19 protein-coding genes are annotated in these 16,688 nt (G+C 61.3%); 7 read left to right on the forward strand and 12 right to left on the reverse strand.

Translation table 11 applies throughout. The features are described from left to right. Window positions 1-24: 24 nt before the first annotated feature. The 3 genes from RSO67_RS13475 to RSO67_RS13485 form a co-directional block, all read right to left on the reverse strand. The gene (locus RSO67_RS13475; RefSeq protein WP_315843861.1) at window positions 25-453 is read right to left on the reverse strand and encodes an OsmC family protein; all 429 of its coding nucleotides are present in this window, start codon (window positions 451-453) and stop codon (window positions 25-27) included. 42 nt (window positions 454-495) lie between these two features. Continuing rightward, window positions 496-1,458: an alpha/beta hydrolase gene (locus RSO67_RS13480; protein ID WP_315843862.1), complete on the reverse strand. Its 963-nt coding sequence runs from the start codon at window positions 1,456-1,458 to the stop codon at window positions 496-498. A gap of 74 nt (window positions 1,459-1,532) precedes the next feature. Beyond that, window positions 1,533-2,255, reverse strand: a complete 723-nt coding sequence (locus RSO67_RS13485; RefSeq protein WP_315843863.1) for a DUF3750 domain-containing protein — start codon at window positions 2,253-2,255, stop codon at window positions 1,533-1,535. A 200-nt stretch (window positions 2,256-2,455) separates the two neighbouring features. Between RSO67_RS13485 and RSO67_RS13490 the strand changes: the two genes are divergently transcribed. Next, window positions 2,456-2,638, forward strand: coding sequence for a hypothetical protein (locus tag RSO67_RS13490; protein WP_231079223.1), 183 nt, complete (start codon window positions 2,456-2,458; stop codon window positions 2,636-2,638). 175 nt (window positions 2,639-2,813) lie between these two features. Here the strand turns inward: RSO67_RS13490 and RSO67_RS13495 are convergent, their stop codons facing one another. From RSO67_RS13495 to RSO67_RS13520, 6 genes are all read right to left on the reverse strand, one after another. After that, on the reverse strand, window positions 2,814-5,132 hold the full coding sequence (locus RSO67_RS13495; RefSeq protein WP_410001852.1) for a mechanosensitive ion channel domain-containing protein: 2,319 nt from the start codon (window positions 5,130-5,132) through the stop codon (window positions 2,814-2,816). A gap of 216 nt (window positions 5,133-5,348) precedes the next feature. Next, window positions 5,349-5,993 (reverse strand): tetratricopeptide repeat protein, encoded by a 645-nt coding sequence (locus tag RSO67_RS13500; protein ID WP_315843864.1) that lies wholly within the window; start codon window positions 5,991-5,993, stop codon window positions 5,349-5,351. A 101-nt stretch (window positions 5,994-6,094) separates the two neighbouring features. Continuing rightward, complete coding sequence (ykgO, locus tag RSO67_RS13505) at window positions 6,095-6,220, reverse strand: type B 50S ribosomal protein L36 (RefSeq protein WP_055038661.1); 126 nt, start codon at window positions 6,218-6,220, stop codon at window positions 6,095-6,097. Between the two features lie 239 nt (window positions 6,221-6,459). Continuing rightward, window positions 6,460-7,431: a tripartite tricarboxylate transporter substrate binding protein gene (locus tag RSO67_RS13510; RefSeq protein ID WP_315843865.1), complete on the reverse strand. Its 972-nt coding sequence runs from the start codon at window positions 7,429-7,431 to the stop codon at window positions 6,460-6,462. Window positions 7,432-7,494: 63 nt separating this feature from the next. Then, window positions 7,495-7,935, reverse strand: coding sequence for a MaoC family dehydratase (locus RSO67_RS13515; RefSeq protein WP_068728848.1), 441 nt, complete (start codon window positions 7,933-7,935; stop codon window positions 7,495-7,497). Between the two features lie 20 nt (window positions 7,936-7,955). Then, window positions 7,956-8,432, reverse strand: a complete 477-nt coding sequence (locus RSO67_RS13520) for a MaoC family dehydratase (RefSeq protein WP_315843866.1) — start codon at window positions 8,430-8,432, stop codon at window positions 7,956-7,958. A 106-nt stretch (window positions 8,433-8,538) separates the two neighbouring features. On the opposite strand from RSO67_RS13520, the gene RSO67_RS13525 reads away from it, so the two are divergent. The 3 genes from RSO67_RS13525 (at window position 8,539) to RSO67_RS13535 (ending at window position 11,506) form a co-directional block, all read left to right on the forward strand. Beyond that, window positions 8,539-9,309, forward strand: a complete 771-nt coding sequence (locus RSO67_RS13525) for an IclR family transcriptional regulator C-terminal domain-containing protein (protein ID WP_315843867.1) — start codon at window positions 8,539-8,541, stop codon at window positions 9,307-9,309. Between the two features lie 89 nt (window positions 9,310-9,398). Beyond that, window positions 9,399-10,274, forward strand: a complete 876-nt coding sequence (locus RSO67_RS13530) for an amidohydrolase family protein (RefSeq protein WP_093757365.1) — start codon at window positions 9,399-9,401, stop codon at window positions 10,272-10,274. Continuing rightward, window positions 10,271-11,506, forward strand: coding sequence for an O-antigen ligase family protein (locus RSO67_RS13535; RefSeq protein WP_315843868.1), 1,236 nt, complete (start codon window positions 10,271-10,273; stop codon window positions 11,504-11,506). The genes RSO67_RS13530 and RSO67_RS13535 overlap by 4 nt, the downstream gene beginning before the upstream one ends. Here RSO67_RS13535 and RSO67_RS13540 read toward each other — a convergent pair whose 3' ends face one another. After that, window positions 11,507-12,223, reverse strand: coding sequence for a glycosyltransferase family 25 protein (locus RSO67_RS13540; protein WP_315843869.1), 717 nt, complete (start codon window positions 12,221-12,223; stop codon window positions 11,507-11,509). Window positions 12,224-12,403: 180 nt separating this feature from the next. Between RSO67_RS13540 and RSO67_RS13545 the strand changes: the two genes are divergently transcribed. The 3 genes from RSO67_RS13545 to RSO67_RS13555 all read left to right on the forward strand — a co-directional run bounded on the left by RSO67_RS13545 (window position 12,404) and on the right by RSO67_RS13555 (window position 14,711). After that, on the forward strand, window positions 12,404-12,901 hold the full coding sequence (locus RSO67_RS13545) for a YbaK/EbsC family protein (RefSeq protein ID WP_315843870.1): 498 nt from the start codon (window positions 12,404-12,406) through the stop codon (window positions 12,899-12,901). Window positions 12,902-13,333: 432 nt separating this feature from the next. Further along, the gene (locus tag RSO67_RS13550) at window positions 13,334-13,855 is read left to right on the forward strand and encodes a hypothetical protein (RefSeq protein ID WP_315843871.1); all 522 of its coding nucleotides are present in this window, start codon (window positions 13,334-13,336) and stop codon (window positions 13,853-13,855) included. Window positions 13,856-13,925: 70 nt separating this feature from the next. Further along, the gene (locus RSO67_RS13555) at window positions 13,926-14,711 is read left to right on the forward strand and encodes a FadR/GntR family transcriptional regulator (protein WP_315843872.1); all 786 of its coding nucleotides are present in this window, start codon (window positions 13,926-13,928) and stop codon (window positions 14,709-14,711) included. Between the two features lies 1 nt (window position 14,712). Here the strand turns inward: RSO67_RS13555 and RSO67_RS13560 are convergent, their stop codons facing one another. Both RSO67_RS13560 and RSO67_RS13565 read right to left on the reverse strand, forming a co-directional pair. Then, window positions 14,713-16,005, reverse strand: coding sequence for a TRAP transporter large permease (locus RSO67_RS13560; protein WP_089265860.1), 1,293 nt, complete (start codon window positions 16,003-16,005; stop codon window positions 14,713-14,715). Window positions 16,006-16,045: 40 nt separating this feature from the next. Next, a complete protein-coding gene (locus tag RSO67_RS13565; RefSeq protein WP_315843873.1) occupies window positions 16,046-16,621 on the reverse strand; it encodes a TRAP transporter small permease in 576 nt (191 codons plus the stop codon). Window positions 16,622-16,688 lie beyond the last annotated feature (67 nt).

Raw genomic sequence — 16,688 nt, forward strand, 5'->3', positions numbered from 1 at the left:
GAGATTGTGTCCACCGCCTGAGGCTTAGCCCACCAGCGTCGCGTCGAGCGTGATCTCGGCGTTCAGCACCTTCGACACCGGGCAGCCGGCCTTGGCCATGGCGGTGAGTTCATCGAACTTCGCCTTGTCGGCGCCGGGAATAGAGGCCGAGAGCGTGAGGTGCACTTTGGTAATGGCGAAGCCGTCACCCTGCTTCTCCAGCGTCACATCGGCCTTGGTTTCCATATTGTCGGCTTTGAACCCTGCTTCACCAAGGATCAGCGACAGCGCCATGGTAAAACAGGCGGCATGGGCCGCGCCGATCAGCTCTTCGGGATTGGAGCCCGGCTTGCCTTCGAAGCGGCTGGCGAAACCATACGGATAATCGCTGAGCGCACCGCTCTTGGTGGAAATCGATCCCTTGCCGTCCTTGATGCCACCCTGCCATTTGGCCGAACCGAAAGTCGTGGTCATGCAATTCTCCTCAATTTGGGTTGAAGTCGATCGAACGGGAGATTAGCGCAAGGCGGCCTTCGCTTTTGTGTCAGCGGCCAAGATCATGCCCTCGATCTCCCCCATGATAAGATCAGGTGCAGCATTTTGCACCATGTGACCAACGCTCGGCAGCACGATTAGTTTGGCGCCTGGCACAGTTTTCGCAAAATGACGTGAATGAATCTCCGGCGATACGATGGTATCGGCTGAGCCTGCGATCACCGCGGTCGGGGCTTTTATATCGACATAGCGCGATGCCTGCGCCACGACGGCGGATTTCAACGTGACCAGATCCCAGGCATTGGCGAGGAAGTTGCGCGGTCGCAACACCAACTGCGTTGCCGTCTGCGAGATGTAGCCTTCGGGCATGATCTCCGGTGCGAACACTGCACGTCCGCCCGCATCCGTCAGGAAATAGCCAAGCGGCAGCGTGATCGTATAGGCCAGCAGCTTGCCGATCATCGGTGTGGTGACGACCTTGTTATAGATGCCAACGCCACCGGGCCAGGGATGAGTGACACCCGCCAGCATGATCAGTCCTGCGACACGCTGCGGATAGTCCAGCGCCATCAGCGCGCCCAATGCACCGGCAAGCGAATGCACCACGACGATCGCCTGATCAACACCGAGTTTTTCGAGCGCTTCGTCGATCATCCTCGCCTGCATCGCCGGAGAAGAGTTCGACAGATCGTCACGCAAGCTCCAGCCAAAGCCGGGACGGTCGATCAGGATGACGCGGTGTTTTTCTGCCAGCATATTGCCGAGCGGCAGCCGCATGGTTTCCATATTCGACGTGGCGCCATGGATGAGGACAATCGGCGGGCCTGATGCATCGCGTGGTCCGATCTGCACCACATGCAGACGGCCGCCCGTGACGTCGACAAGCTCACCCGTTGGCGGATATTTACGCTCGAATACGAGCACGCCAACCTGTGTGGCCACGGCCAGCAAGCATAGCGCGACCATCACAGTGACTGAGATCATCGCCAATATCCGGGGATTTTTGTGCACGATCCAGCTACGCGACGATACCCTGAGGGTTTCGCGCCGCGCGCCACTTATGCGCTGACGCCAAGACGACCAATACCCGGCAGTTTGATCGCAGGCCGGCGGATGTCGAGGCCGAATACGGCACCGAGCAGATTGAGCTCGACCCCTTCGACCCAGCCTGCGGTGACACCGAGATAGCCGCCCAGCGTGGCGCGTACGCCGGTGCCCGAGGGTGTCCAGCCAAAGGCATTGCCCGCATAGGGAAAATCCTTGCCGATGGCGGTGGGCGGCAATGCCACCTGCAATTCGGGCACGGCGGCCAGAACGGCCGCGACGAATGTGTTGGAGTTCGGCCCCGGCCATGCCCGATAGTCGCCGTAAGAGCGCCAGGAGTAGCCGGCGATCGCCGCCTGAATCTTCGGGATCATCGCCGTGGCCGCGTCACCATCGGCGGATGCGATGGCGCTCGGCACGTCACCGAACCAGCGGCCGTCAGCGGCAAAACCATTCAGGCGGATCGGCTCGCCCCATGCCGTATAATCATAGCGGGTATAACGCGACGCGCCCTGTTCCTTGAATACGATCCAGCTATGGACCGCAAAGATACCGCGCCAGCGCACGGTCCGCGCCGCGAAGACGCGCACCAGTGCCTCGGGATGCGCGGCGGGCGGCGGCAACAGGCCGGCGCTTGAACGATCCGCGCTCTGCCAGTCTACCGAGCGATCACCCATCCAGTATCTGGCTGCCGACACAACGATGGGAGCGACGAGAAGCGCGAGCAGGACAATCACAAATTTTCTCACCGAGGAAAGGCCCGTGGAGGGAGTTAATGTTGTGGATATGGGGGCAGTTTGCCGCTTTGCCACGGCGGCCGCGATGAATGGCCAGCAAGAACTGTCCACACTATCCACAGGAACGCATTCGTTCCCGCCCGGTTATCGCCATGATCAGGCGGCGGACTGACGCCATGATCTGAACTGGAGATAGTTCCATGACGCCCCGCCCCACCGATGCTGTGATCGATGAAATCATTTCTACCTGTAATGGCGACTTGCGCGGCGCGCTTAAGGCTTTGCTGATGGTCAACGAGCAACTGGAAGCGGAATTGCAGCAACTCTATGCCGCTTCACCCCAGTTCGGTGCTATCCGGCCCGGCAATAACGTCCTGCACTAGATCGACAGACGCACCTATTCTGGATCGTCCTTCTCTTACGGCTCGTCTTTGTCTTCCACTTTCGGACATTGTGGAATGGTGGAACGCGTGCGCGTATTGAACTCGCGCCATTGCGCCCCGCGTAGCCGCAACTTGGCTAAGGAGCAGCCGCGTCGTCGAAAGGCAGCGATAATGACTAGCCGGCGCGGCGCTGCGCTGACTTGCTCTGCTGGATATCTGCGTCATTGTCCTCTGCAGCTTCAGTGGTCGGCGGAGGCAACTGCACCAGGACGGTCTGTCCGGGTGATGCGATCTCGATACCTTCTTCCTGGAAGCGGATTTTCATGCGGCGATTGAATTCGCGCTGCACCGCCCAGCGGCCGGAATCGGTACACCGGATCTGCCCGACGATCGTCGCCATCGAACCATCGACCTTGTCGACGCCCCACAATTCGAGATCGCTACGGATCAGCGGCTTGAAAGCTGCCTCATTGCGCATCTGCTCGACGATGTCCTTCAGCAACTGGCCGGCGCGGTCGGTATCTTCCTTGTAAGCCACGCTGACGCTGACGGCCGCGTTGCCTGCACCGCGGCTGGCATTGGTGATGGTGGTCACCGCGCTGAAGGGAATGATGTGAACCGAACCATCGCCGGCACGCAGCCGGATGGTACGGATCGAGACGTTCTCCACCACACCCGACAGGCCCGACACCGTGACGTTGTCTCCAACCTGCACAGTGCTTTCCAGCAGCAGAAACAGGCCGGTAATCACGTCCTGCACCAGCTTCTGCGAACCGAAGCCGATAGCGATACCGAGGATGCCGGCACCGGCGAGCAGCGGCGCAACATTGACACCGATCTCGCTCAGCGCGGTGAGCGCAACCACCGCGATGATTACACCGAGCAATGTCGTGCGCAGCATCGGCTGGAACGTGCGCAGACGCGCCGCGCGGGCGAAATGAGCATCGCGCGTCAGCGCCGCGAGCTGACGCTCCATCAGCGCATTGCTACCTTCCCACACAACCGCAGCGACAATGGCAGCGATGCCGACGGTGATGACAGCCGAGACGACCCGACTGCCGATCTGGCCGCCATAGAACCAGACAACGGCATTGACGCCCCACACTTCCAGCAAGGCAACCAGGCCGATCACGGCGATGATCGTTGCGACGACCTTGCGCAACAGCGGCAGATAACGATTGGCACGCGTCTCAAGACCCGGAAAGCGCTGCAGGATTTCCGGTTTGATGCGGAAACCGCGATCGATGAGACTCAGCGCAATCATCGAGACGAGCCGGGCCACCAGCGCGACAATGATCGTGCCGACAATGTATCGCAGCAGCAATGCATAACCGTTCTGGATATTGAGCGCCCAGATGGTCCAAGCCGCCATCACGACGACGATCGCCAGCACATGCCAGAGGCTGGCGAGGCGATTGCGCATCGCGCTCAGGAAGCCCGTGGCGCCGATCGGCGCGCGGAGTGCATCGGCAACGGGCTTCCGGCACTGCAGCACGATGACGACGACAAACAGATGCACGACCAGCATCACGAGCTTGATCAGCGCGAAATGCGCCGAGCGATAGAGGCCCATCATCAGGGCAACATTGGCGATTGCGATGCCGGTGGCGCCGACGCCGACGATGCGACGCGTCCAGATTTCGAGATAGGCTGCGGTCTCCTCCTTCACCCTGAACAGAGCGAGCGGCCCGAACAACGCGCGCATCGCACAGATGATGGCGCGCGCCACCACATAGCTGTTTACGATCGCAAGGATCGCGAGGCGCGTGATCCCGGCATCGCCGATCTGGGTGCCGAGCAGCAGCGATACCGTGCCGGTGAAGACGAAAATCGGAAACAATTCGAGGAGAAGACGCCCAACGACATAGGGAAGCCGCAGCAGCGATTGCCACGCTCGGGTCAGGCTGCGCCGCCGTTTGTTGAGATCAGGCGCCTCGGTGAAGTCGGCCGTGGACGACGGTGGGTCGGCACGTTCGATGAGCGAGGATGGCGCACGGGCGACAAAGGGAATGCGCGCTTCGAGCGCCGCCTGCGGCCTCCGCAGCAGCCAGACCATGAGCCATTCCGCCGCCAGCGCACCGCCGAATACGACAACAAGTTTCCAGGCGATGTCGAACAGGAGATGATAGGTACCGGGATCGTTGGCGCTGCGCTGCAGCCAGTACCATAGCGCCGGAAAGCGCGTGACCGATTGCACGGCTGTCGAGACTTCGCGCGTAATATCGCCGAGCTGATCGGAAATCGTCACGAGTAATTGCGCGCCAAGGCTGTCGGCGTCGAGTGGAATGGCCGGCTTCTTCTCCGGCGGTGCGGGTGTCGCCGCGGCGATCGCGCGCAGCGTATCGATCATTTCCTTGCGCTTGGCGTCGTCCTGCAACGTGTCGAGCGCAGCCTTGGCCTGATCGGGGGACAGCGTCGAAGCTGCAGGCGCCGGCGGCGCATCAGCTTTCTGCGCCAGCGCAGGGCTGGTCACAGCAGCCATCGGTGCGGCCATCAACACACATAGCAAAGCGAATAGCGGAAATGACTTCGGCGCCAAAAGGTGTCCCTTCCCGAGGCTTGGAAAACGCCCCTTTTCGCCCGTTTCCTGTGTCAGAAGTTTGATTCCCCGGCGACGATGTCTTGTTTTTCCATTGCGGGCAGCAGGGATGCGTCAAAGCGGGGCCATGTTCCTGCGATGTCCCGCGAACGCCCAGACTTTCAAGGGATTTCAGATATCGCGGCCTTCGACCTTCTCGGTCAGGGTCTTGACCAGCTCCGGCACCTTTTCGAGATGCGGATTGACCGCAAGTGCCTTGCGGAACGCATCAAGCGCACGCTTGTCGTCGCCCAGCTCCTGCATGATCATGCCAAGCCCTGCCAGAGCACCGAAATGCCGGGGTTCGCGTATCAACACCTGCTCGATATCCTGCAGCGACCGGGTGTAATCGTTCTGCAGGTAATACAGCGTGGCGCGCCGATTCCAGCCCTCAACGTAATCGGGGCGCAGCTTCACCACCGCGCTTAACAATTGCAGCGACAGATCAACCTGCTTGGCGTCCAGCGCCGTCTTGGCACGGGTCATCAGCAGGGCGGTTGTATCGCTCGTGGTCTGAGACCACAGGGCCCAGATCCGGCCTTCGACGTGTTTGGCGCTGGCTTCGTCCGGTGCCGCTTTCAGCGCACCAAACAGGAAATCAAGGCCGCGTGTCTTGTCGGCGTTGACCTTCGGTAGTTTGGCGGGTGGCTCGGGAAGCTTCTTCGGCGCATCCGGGGTCACGATCTGCGGATCTTTGACCTGCGCATAGACGGGTGCTGCGCCCAGAAGTGCGCTCAACAGAATTCCAAAACCTGCGGCCGGGATTCTCAATGCCATGCCGCAAGTCTAGACACGAAAAAACGCGCTGCAAAGCAGCAGCGCGTCAAACACCTGTGATGTCGTGAGGCCAGCCGGCAAAATGCCGGCGGCTCAGCAACTCAACCCTGGCGAGCCTTGAAACGGCGCTGGGTCTTGTTGATCACGTAGACGCGGCCCTTGCGGCGGACCAGGCGGTTGTCGCGGTGACGACCACGCAGCGATTTCAACGAGTTACGGACTTTCATCGGTCAATCCTGATAGCTTGCGATACTGACGTCAAAGGCCGTGCGCAGCAGGCCGAAATCAGCGAAAATGAGCTTGAACCCGCTGGCGACCAAGTCGCCCGGGACCCGCGGTTTCTAAGCCATCGAGCGCCGGACTGTCAATCCGATCCGGGCATGTGGCGACCACCGGATCGATATTTGCAGGTATTTTGGTGGTTTGAGGGTCCGGGAACAGCCGCCGGACCCTCCACCCGTGTGGATCACTCTTGCGGAACATTCGCGGCTTTCACCACCGCGCCCCACTTCTTGATCTCCGAATCGACGAAAGCCGTGAATTCAGCCCCCGTCAGCTTGCCCGGCTCGACGCCCTGGGTGGCGAATTTCTCGCGGGTCGCGGGTGCCGCCAGGATCTCCTTCATGGCCGCGACCAGCTTCGTATAGGCCGGGCTGCCATTGGCCTGCGGCATATACACGCCGAACCAGGCGGTCGCCTCGAACCCCTTTACGCCGGCCTCATCGAGGGTCGGGGCATTGGGGAGCGAGGCCGCTCGGGTCAGGCTGGTGACCGCGAGCACACGGATGTTGCCCGCCTCGGCAGCAGGCAAAACAGTCGGCAACGTATCGAACATGATCGGAATATGGCCGCCGATCAGGTCGTTCATCGCCGGCGCGGCGCCCTTGTAAGGGATGTGCTCGATATTGATTCCAGCCATCTGCTTGAACAGTTCGCCCGACAGATGATTGGCGCCGCCGACACCGGCCGACCCAAAGGACAGCTTGCCGGGCTGCTTCTTCGCCAACTCGATCAACTCGGCGACCGACTTCGCCGGAAAGTCCCTGGTCACAACAAGCGCATTTGGCGCCGTCGCGATCAGGGCGATCGGCGAGAAGTCCTTTTGTGTCTCGTAAGGCAGACTCTTGCGCAGGCTCGGATTGATCACGTGATGCGTGGCCGTGACCAACAACACGCTGCCATCGGCGGGCGACTTCACCACAACTTCCGAACCGATCGTGCCCGATGCGCCGGGCCGGTTCTCGACGATCGTGGTGACGCCGAGCTTCTCGCCCAGATATTGCGCGACGAACCGCGCAAGGATGTCCGTCGTGCCTCCCGCTGGAAACGGCACGATGATCTTGATTTGACTGACTGGAAAATTCTGCGCCAGCGCGCCCGACAACATGACAAAAGTCATCGCCAGACACGACAGGGCGAGCCTCGTGAGCTTCTTCATTTCGATCCCTTGCCCGTTCTTGTCCGGCGTGCGGACTATGCCGCACGCCGTTGTATTGAGCCACTAGGCTGTCAGCGGAAATTCAACCATCGCCTCGCCGACAGCGACCTTCTCGTCGTTCTGGTTCTTCACCAGCACGTCGATCAGCACCCAGCGCGACTTTTCGGTGGTCTGCTTGGCCTTGATGATGCCAACCGGCTGGATCGTGTCGCCGGGCTTCACTGGCTTGACCCATCGCGTTTCGAGACGGCGATGGATTGCACCCGCAGGATAGGCCCAGTCGGTCAGCATCCGGGTGATCAGTCCGAAATTATTCATGCCATGCATGATGATGCCGCCGAAATTGGTCTTGCCGAACGAGTTCTTCATGTAGTTGTCGTCGAGATGCAGCGGATTGTAGTCGAGCGATCCGTCGCAGAAGAGCCGGATCGATTCGCGCGACACTGCGAAGCTCGGACCGTCGATGGTGTCGCCGGTGGAGAGTTTGTCAAAGCTGGTTGTCATGATTGATCTCCTTGCCACACTCACATCGGGCGGATGGTCTGGCCGCGGCCAGAACAGATGACGTCGCCGCGCTGGTTGAAGAACACGTTGTCGTGGATCACGAACAGCCGCTCACGCTTGATGAACTTGTCGAGCGCGCGGGCCTGCAGGGTGATGGTGTCTCCGGGCCGTGCCGGGATGTTGTAGCTCCAGGACTGGCCAGCATTGACGGTGCCAGGTGTGCGCATCCAGTCGTCGGCCGGCGTGCAGGAGAACATCAGCAGGATGTGGATCGATGGCGGCGCGATCAGACCGCCATAGGGCGACGCCTTCGCGTAAGCCTCATCGAAATACAATGGGTGGTTCTCGCCAACCGAGCGGCAATAGAGCTGGATCGCCTCCCTCGTCAGGACATAAGGCAGCGTCTTGCGTGGCTCGCCGGGGACGATCTCGTCCCAGACCTTGCGCAGGTTCGCGTCCTTCCAGAAATCGGTTTCAAAAACTTCCGCTTGCGCCATAGCGCCTTCTCCACTAACGTTCACCAGGCGAACTTTATGGCCGCCTTACGAACAACTATAGGCGCGGTTTCCCGAGACTGACAAGTCCGAACCGGTAGGATGGTGCATGGCCAAAGACAGTGACGGTTTCGTTCGGGCGATCGCCCGTGGTTTTGCGGCCGTCGAAGCGCTGGGTCGCCCACCGGGCCGGCACACGCTCTCGGAAGTCGCCGCGATCGCGGGCCTCAGCCGCGCGACGGCGCGCCGCATGCTCGCGACATTGATCGTGATGAAATATTGCGAAGCCGATGGCCGCTATTTCAGCCTACGCCCGCGGGCGCTGGGGCTTGGCCTTTCCTACCTCAATGCACTGCCTTACTGGGGCTATGCGCAACGCGCTTTGGAAGACCTGCGCAACGAAATCGGCGAATCCTGCTCGCTGGCCGTGCTGGACGAGACCGAGATCGTCTATGCGCTGCGATTGCCGGCGCAGCGCATTCTCTCGGCCAACCTCGCCGTCGGCAGCCGCCTGCCCGCCCATGTGGTGTCACTCGGCCGCGTCCTGCTGGCGGCCCAGCCGCCGGACCAGCGCGCGCACTATCTCGCCACCACCGAATTCAAGCAGATCACCCCACGCACCATCACCGATCCCGTGCTGCTGGAACGCGAGCTCGAACGCGTCGAGGCCGAAGGCTATGGCTGGGTCGATGGCGAGCTCGATCCAGCCATCTGCGGTATCGCCGTCCCCGTCCGCGACCACGGCGGCCGGGTCGTCGCGGCGATCAGCGTGAATGCCATCTCGGGCACAATGGACGAGGCGACGGCAAAGGAGAAATACCTGATCCCACTCCGCCGCACCGCGCAGGATATCCGGACACAGTCCTTCTCCACCGGCTAGGTCGGCAGCGTTCCGCGCCTTTCATTCAGCAGGCCGGTTTGCTAGAGCAACCGCCAACGATAATGATGAAAGTGCGGGAGACGCGGGACATGAAATTGCTCAATCCGGACGACCTGGTCGCCATCGACATCCACACCCATGCGGAAGAGCCATGCGGCTGCCACGCCGACGACGGCTATGATGATTTCCAGGCCCGCATGGCCGAGTATTTCAAGTCGCCGCACAAGCATCCGCCGACCGTCGAGGAAACCGCCGCCTATTACCGCGACAAGAAGATCGCCGCGGTGATCTTCCCGGTCGACGCCGAGCGCGAGACCGGCTTCCGCCGCTACAACAATTACGAGATGCTGGAGATCGCCAAAGAAAACGCCGACGTACTGATCCCGTTCGCGTCGATCGATCCGCACAAGGGCAAGCTCGGCGTGCGCGAGGCGCGCAAGCTGATCTCCGAATACGGTGTGAAGGGTTTCAAGTTCCACCCGACCATGCAGGGCTTCTACGCCAATGACCGCATGGCCTATCCGCTCTATGAGGCGATCCAGGAAGGCGGCGCGATCGCGCTGTTCCATACCGGCCAAACCGGCGTCGGCTCCGGTATGCCGGGCGGCATGGGGATGCGGCTGAAATATTCCAACCCGATGTATATGGACGATGTTGCGGTCGATTTCCCCGACATGAAGATCATTCTGGCGCATCCCTCCTTCCCCTGGCAGGAAGAGGCGCTGTCGGTCGCGACCCACAAGCCCAACGTGTATATCGACCTGTCCGGCTGGTCGCCGAAATACTTCCCGCCGATCCTGGTGCGCTACATCAATTCGATCCTGCAGGATAAGATGCTGTTCGGCTCCGACTGGCCGGTGATCATGCCGGATCGCTGGATGGCCGATTTCGCCAAGCTCGACATTCGCGACGAGGTGCGTCCGAAGGTCCTGAAGAACAACGCACGGAAACTCCTGGGCATATGACGAACAACGATCTGCCGCGCAAACTTGCGGATGCCCGGCAGATCGCTGCCATTGCCACCGGCTTCTCGCTGCCGTTCTCGACCAGCGGTCAGGCTATCGCGGTGTCGATCTTTGCAGTGCTCGCGCTGCTGACACTCGACCGCGATCGTTTCATCGCCACGTTGCGGAGGCCGGCGGCCTATCTGCCGGTCGCGCTGTTCGCGCTGATCCTGGTCGGCGTAATCTGGTCGATGCAGCCGCTCAGCGGCGCGATCAGATGGGTTGGTCCCTACGCCAAGCTGCTGCTGATCCCATTGGTGATGGCAACGGCATTTACGCCCAAACAGGCGTTACAAATCGCTTATGGCTTTCTTGCCGCCTGTATATGTCTTCTCGCCCTGTCATGGGCTGCGTTCCTGTGGCCCACGGGACCGTGGGGCTGGTTCAAGGCGCCCGGTGTGCCCTTCAAGGACAATGCGGTTCAATCCGGCTGCTTCGCACTTTGTGCCTTCGCTCTGGCGATCGGCGCGATGCGTATCTGGGTGCAGGACACCCGCCGCGCCATTGCGATGATCGTGCTCGCGCTTCTGTTCTTTGCCGACATTTTCCTGATCTATGTGTCGAAGACCGGCGCAATCATGGCCACCGCATTGCTCGGTTTGTTCGTCATCCATGCCGGCGGCTGGCGGCGCTCTTCCATAGTCGCGGTCGCAGCCATGATCGTGATCGGCATCGCACTGCTGACCTCGCCACAAGCCCAGCGCCGGATTGCAGAGATCAATTCGGACATCAACGCCAATAGCGGCCAGACCGCTGGCGGCGAAACAGTTTCGACGGCATCGCGGCTGGATTTCTGGAGCAAGGCAGTCGGCTTCGTGAAGGCCTCGCCCATCGTCGGTCACGGCACCGGGAGCATCAAGCCGCTGTATCAGAGCATGGAGGCGACGAAGCCGTCGCCTTACGGCCACGCCACGCCCGACCCGCACAATCAAACGCTTCATACCGTGCTGCAGGTCGGCCTGATCGGCGGGCTGCTGCTATGGGCCATGTGGATCGCGCATGCACGGCTTTTTCTCGCGCGCGATTATGCGAGCATCCTCGGCCAAGCGGTCGTGTTGCAGAACGTGATTGGCTCTCTATTCAACAGCCACATCTCGGCGGTGACGCAAGGGATGCTGTACTGTCTGGCAGTGGGATTGCTGGGCGCGTTGGTGCGCAATGCGCATTCGGAATGGCCGGCCGGAAAGCGATAACTACTTCAGCTTCAGCCACCGCTTCAAATAACGCCGCCTGAATTTCTGCACGGCAAACTGTATGCGCAGCTGCAATTGCGCATGCCCTTTGCGATCGAGCGAGCTCTTGAACACGCCGTTGAGCGAGCCTTGCTCCGCCAGCGGCGGTTCTGGCCACAGGAACGGGATGCCCATGGCGGGATCGCCGGTGTTGAAGGCGATGTCGATAGGCTCATGCATCGGATGCCGCGCGATCCAGTCAAGTCGCGCCGAGGCCTCGGGCGCACCCAGCACATAGGCTTCCATATTGCGCACGCGATTGCCGGGATAGACGATTTGGCCCGGGCGCAACTCCGACGCCGGTGTGTAAAAATTGGTCGCTGCGCCAAGATGCAGAATGCGCGGCCGCGGCCACTTTTCGGCTTCGTCGAGCACGCGCTTCAACTGGTCGCAGAAATCCGTCACCAGCAATGCGTCATCCTCGAAGATCAGCGCCAGATCCTGGCCGCGCTCGCGGATGCGCTGCATGGCGACGATGTGCTTCAAGGAACAGGATTTCTGCCTCAACGTTAGGTCAGCGCCTTCGGCGAAATAAGCCCGATCGACATCGGAGGTGATCTCGTCGGCATCGAAATCCAGCACCCACTCGAACTTGATGCCCGCACGGTCGAGCTCGCGCTGGATATGCTCCGTGCGCTCGGGCAACGACTTGGCATGGATCACATAGGCCGGCAGCATCGAGGGGTAGGCTCCAGAACATCGCCCGGCACGGTCAGCCAGACAAGAGCCCGTATAAGGTCAAAACCGGCGTGAGGGAATGGCGCGGCAGCGCCGCCCCAGTTCCCCAATGCACGGATGTGACTTCACTTTGCCGGCGACATGTGAGAGGGCGTGGCGGTATGTCACCGAGACCGCATCATGAGCCTTGAGTCCGTCCGCGCCTTTCTCACCGCCCACGCCCCCGAATTATCCGTCACCGTTACCGACAAAAGCTCGGCCACGGTCCTTCTCGCCGCCGAGGCGTTGGGCGTCGAACCCGGCCAAATCGCCAAGACGCTGTCGGTGCGGGTCGGCGACCGGGTGGTGCTGGTGGTGACCAAGGGTACAGCGCGGCTCGACAATAAGAAGGCACGCGATGCACTTGGCGGCAAGCCCCGCATGCTGGGGGCCGACGAGGTCGTTGCTCTCACCGGCCATCCGGTCGGCGGCGTCTGCCCGTTCGGCCTGGCAACGCCATTGCAAGTCTACTGCGACGTGTCGCTGAAGGAATTCGCCGAGGTATGGCCGGCGGCGGGCTCGGTCAACAGTTCGATACGGATGTCCCCGGCACGGATGGCCGAACTGACTGGGGCCAGCTGGGTCGATGTTTGCCAGGAGCCGGCAGCAGTGCAGGAGCAAGCTCCCGCGAGGGGTTGAGGCAGCGAGAATAATTCACTGCCGTTCAATGCCGGCAGAGAATAAGCCAACCGCCGTCCGGCGCGAGAGCAGTGCGGGTATTGCTATTTTTGTCGGGGGATCGACTTCCCCCGCGCAAGGCACGATTTTCCGGGTGTCGTCCCTGAGGACGCTCGGCTGCGCAGCAATATGTGCGGCCCAACCGGACAAGGACCATGCGCTTCAAAGCCCCGTCTCATCGCCCGCAGTCGTCGAAGACCTGGAAGCAGGTGGTGGCGTCGATCGTGGCCGCAGCTGCAGCCGGACTACAGTCCGCTGGCGCCTGAACGAGCGCTGTAGCCGTCCGCTGGCGAGCAAACGCCGCTGGCGCCAAGTTCCCGCGTTATCAAAATCTTGAGGGTATATAGCTAGGGTTGCATCCGGCCGTGTGTAAATCGGCGGGGGGACCTCGAGATGCGGCTCGTGCCGATCACCGACGCCGACAGAAGCTGGGCTTCGCTGAAGTCACAGTGGCGTAAGGCTGCCGAGGCAGCCGAGGAAGACTTCTCCACTTACACCCAAGGTATTTTCGCGGCTTTGGACCCTGTCATGCAGGGCGGCAAGGGTGGGTTGTACGGTCTCTACGACGGCACCGTTCCGCAGGCCTTCTGTCAGGTCAGCAAACTTCTGATGCCCAAATTCGAAGGTCCCGTGCTGCGTTGCCGTTTCATGACCGTGTCGCCGACCTACGACTTCGGGAGTGCCGGTCTCGATAAATACGGACAACTGCTGATCGAGCTGTTTTCCGGCATGATCTGGCTGTCGCGCAACGCCCTTTCCGCCAGCCATATCCAGTTTCACCTCCGCAGCCCCGCCGACGCGCAATTCCTCGCCCCATTGCAGGCTCCGGTGCCCAACTCGCCGTTCCAGCGCTTCACCATTAACGGCGCCTGGGTCGAATGCGATCTCAGGCTGCCCGAACTCGAAACAATGTAAGAGCGTGCAGCGCAATGACGCGTGCCGCAAGCTTGCGCAGCGACATCGGCAATGATAGCCCGGTTGTACGATGACCGGACAAGCTAAGCCACGCACCAGGCGCAAGACAACCAATGGGGCCGCAGGCACGCCTTTGCTGCGACCGCTCAATCCCGTGCGCCGCCGTACTGAGGAAGTCGTCGAGCGCATCGCTGCCCAGATCATCGAAGGCCGCTTGCCCGCAGGCGCGCGCCTGCCGACCGAGCAGGCCATGATGGCGGCCATGGGCGTCAGCCGCACAGTCGTTCGAGAGGCGATTGCGGCACTCCGCGCCCGGGGTCTTGTAACCACCCGGCAAGGCGCCGGTGCCTTCGTCAACAGCGAGCCCGATCAGCAGCCTTATGCCATCGACCCCGACGGCCTGGGCTCACTTGGCAGCGTGATCGAAATTCTTGAACTGCGCACGGCCGTCGAGATGGAGGCCGCGGCTATAGCCAGCGAGCGCGCCACCGCTGCCCAGATCCGAGCCATTGCCAAAGCCGCGGCTACCTTCAGCCGCGCGATCGCCAATGGCGACCGTGCGGTGAAGGAGGATTTCGACTTCCACTTCGCCATTGCTGTCGCCACGCAGAATGCGCGCTTCGTCGGTTTTCTGGAATTCCTCGGCGGCCTCATCATCCCGCGCCAGAGCATCCGCACCTTCGATGGCAAGGTCGAATTGCAGAAGCGCTATCTCGAGAGCATCGAGAAGGAGCACCAAGTCATCGTCAATGCGATCAGCGCCCGTTCGCCGCGCAAGGCTCGCGATGCGATGCGCCGGCATTTGCTGAACGGCAAGGAACGCTACAAGCAGCTGTCAGTCGATCCGGTCCAGTAGCTCACCTGAAGCCGAATGCGTGCGGCAGTGCCATCGAGAACCACGGCACGTAAGTCACCAGCATCAACACGGCGAACATCACCCAGTAAAACGGCCAGATCCCGCGCATCACCTCGTCCACCGAGACCTTGCCGATGGCACAGCCGACGAACAGCGTGGTACCGACCGGCGGCGTCAGCAGGCCGATGCCGAGATTGAGCAGCATCACGATGCCGAAATGCACGGGGTCGATCCCGAAACTCTTCACCACCGGCAGCAGGATCGGCGTGCAGATCAGCAGCAGTGGCGCGAGATCGAGCGCCGTGCCGAGGATCAGCAGCATGATATTGAGCCACATCAGCAGCACATATTTGTTCGACGAGATCGCGACGAAGAACTCGGTCATATGCGCCGGCATCCGCATCATCGCAGCGACATAGCCGAAGCATGACGCGGTCGCGACCAGCGTCAGCACCATCGCTACCGTCTGGAGCGTCCGGTAGGTCAGCATCGGCAGCTCGGACCATTTGTAATCGCGATAGATAAACATCGTGACGAAGAAGGCCCAGACGCACGCCACAGCGCCAGCCTCGATCGGCGTGAACACGCCTGTAAGAATGCCACCGAGCACGATCACCAGCGTGACGATGCCCCAGGTGGCATCCCCCAGCATCTTCAGCGCCTGCTTCACTGGCACCGGCTCGCCCTTCGGATGACCATCGCGATAGGCAAAGTAGAGACACAACAGCATGATCGCGAAGCCAAGCAGTAGCCCGGGCACGATACCTGCCAGGAACAGGCTGGTGATCGAGACTACGCCGCCGGTCGCCAGCGAATAGATCACCGCATTGTGGCTCGGCGGCACCAGGATCGCCTGGACCGAAGCGGAGATCGTCACATTGGTGGCGAACACACGTGGATAGCCTTTCGCAGCCATCTGCGGGATCATTACCGAGCCAATCGCCGACGTATCCGCGACCGACGAGCCGGAGATCCCGGACATGATAGTCGTAGCCAAAATATTGACCTGGGAGAGGCCGCCGCGGATGCGCGTGAAGCCGACCACGACGGCTGCAAAATCCACCAGCCTTCGCGCCATGCCGCCTTCTGCCATGATGGCGCCGGCCAGCACGAAGAACGGCACGGTCAGCATCGACACCTTGCCAACGCCGCTGGAGAGTTGCTGCATCACAGCTGCAACGGGCAGATCGATCCACAGTGCGCCGACCAGCGCGGAAAGCGCCAGCGCGAAGGCGATCGGCATGCCGACGGCGAAGAACAGACACATGCTGAGCAGAAGAACGGCGATGTCCATGTCGGATTTTCTTTGTTATGGCTGGAGCTGATCGGCGAAGCTAGTCGAGAGGTATGTGTGCGTCGCTGCCATCCTGCGGCGGCGGACCGATGGTCAGTCGTTCGACGACAAAGAGAAACATCATCGCGCCGGAAACGGGGATCGGCATGTAGGTGATCCCGACGGACAACCAGGGAAATTCATCCACCGAATTGCCCCAGGTGGTCATCACCAGCTTCATGCCCCAGATCACCATGAACAGTGCCACCGCAGCCATCAGCAACTCGCTGATGAAAGCAGCTACGACACGCGCGTGAGGCGGCAGCAGGTTGGTCCCTACTGTCATGTTCATGTGGATGCGTTGGCGATAGCAGTTGGCAGCGCCAATAAACGTCACCGCGATGGTCAGCAACACCGCCAGCGGCTCTGGCCACGACGCCGCGCTGTTCAAAATGTAACGGGTGTAAACAGCCCAAGGGATAATTGCGGAGATCAGCACAAGCGCCAGGCAAGAAAACACGGCACCGGACCAGTACAGTGCGTTCATGGCGCGGCGGAACGCGTAAGCCGCACCATGGCTGGCCGTATCTGCGTGATGATTGGATGCAGCCGGCAGTTTGGAAATAACGTCAGACATGAAGACCTCAGGTAACGCAACGGAAGCGCTGGCCTATCCTGTCGTCCCCGCGAAGGCGGGGACGACA

This window comes from Tardiphaga sp. 709 (assembly GCF_032401055.1).
In the GTDB taxonomy this organism is placed as follows: Bacteria; Pseudomonadota; Alphaproteobacteria; order Rhizobiales; family Xanthobacteraceae; genus Tardiphaga.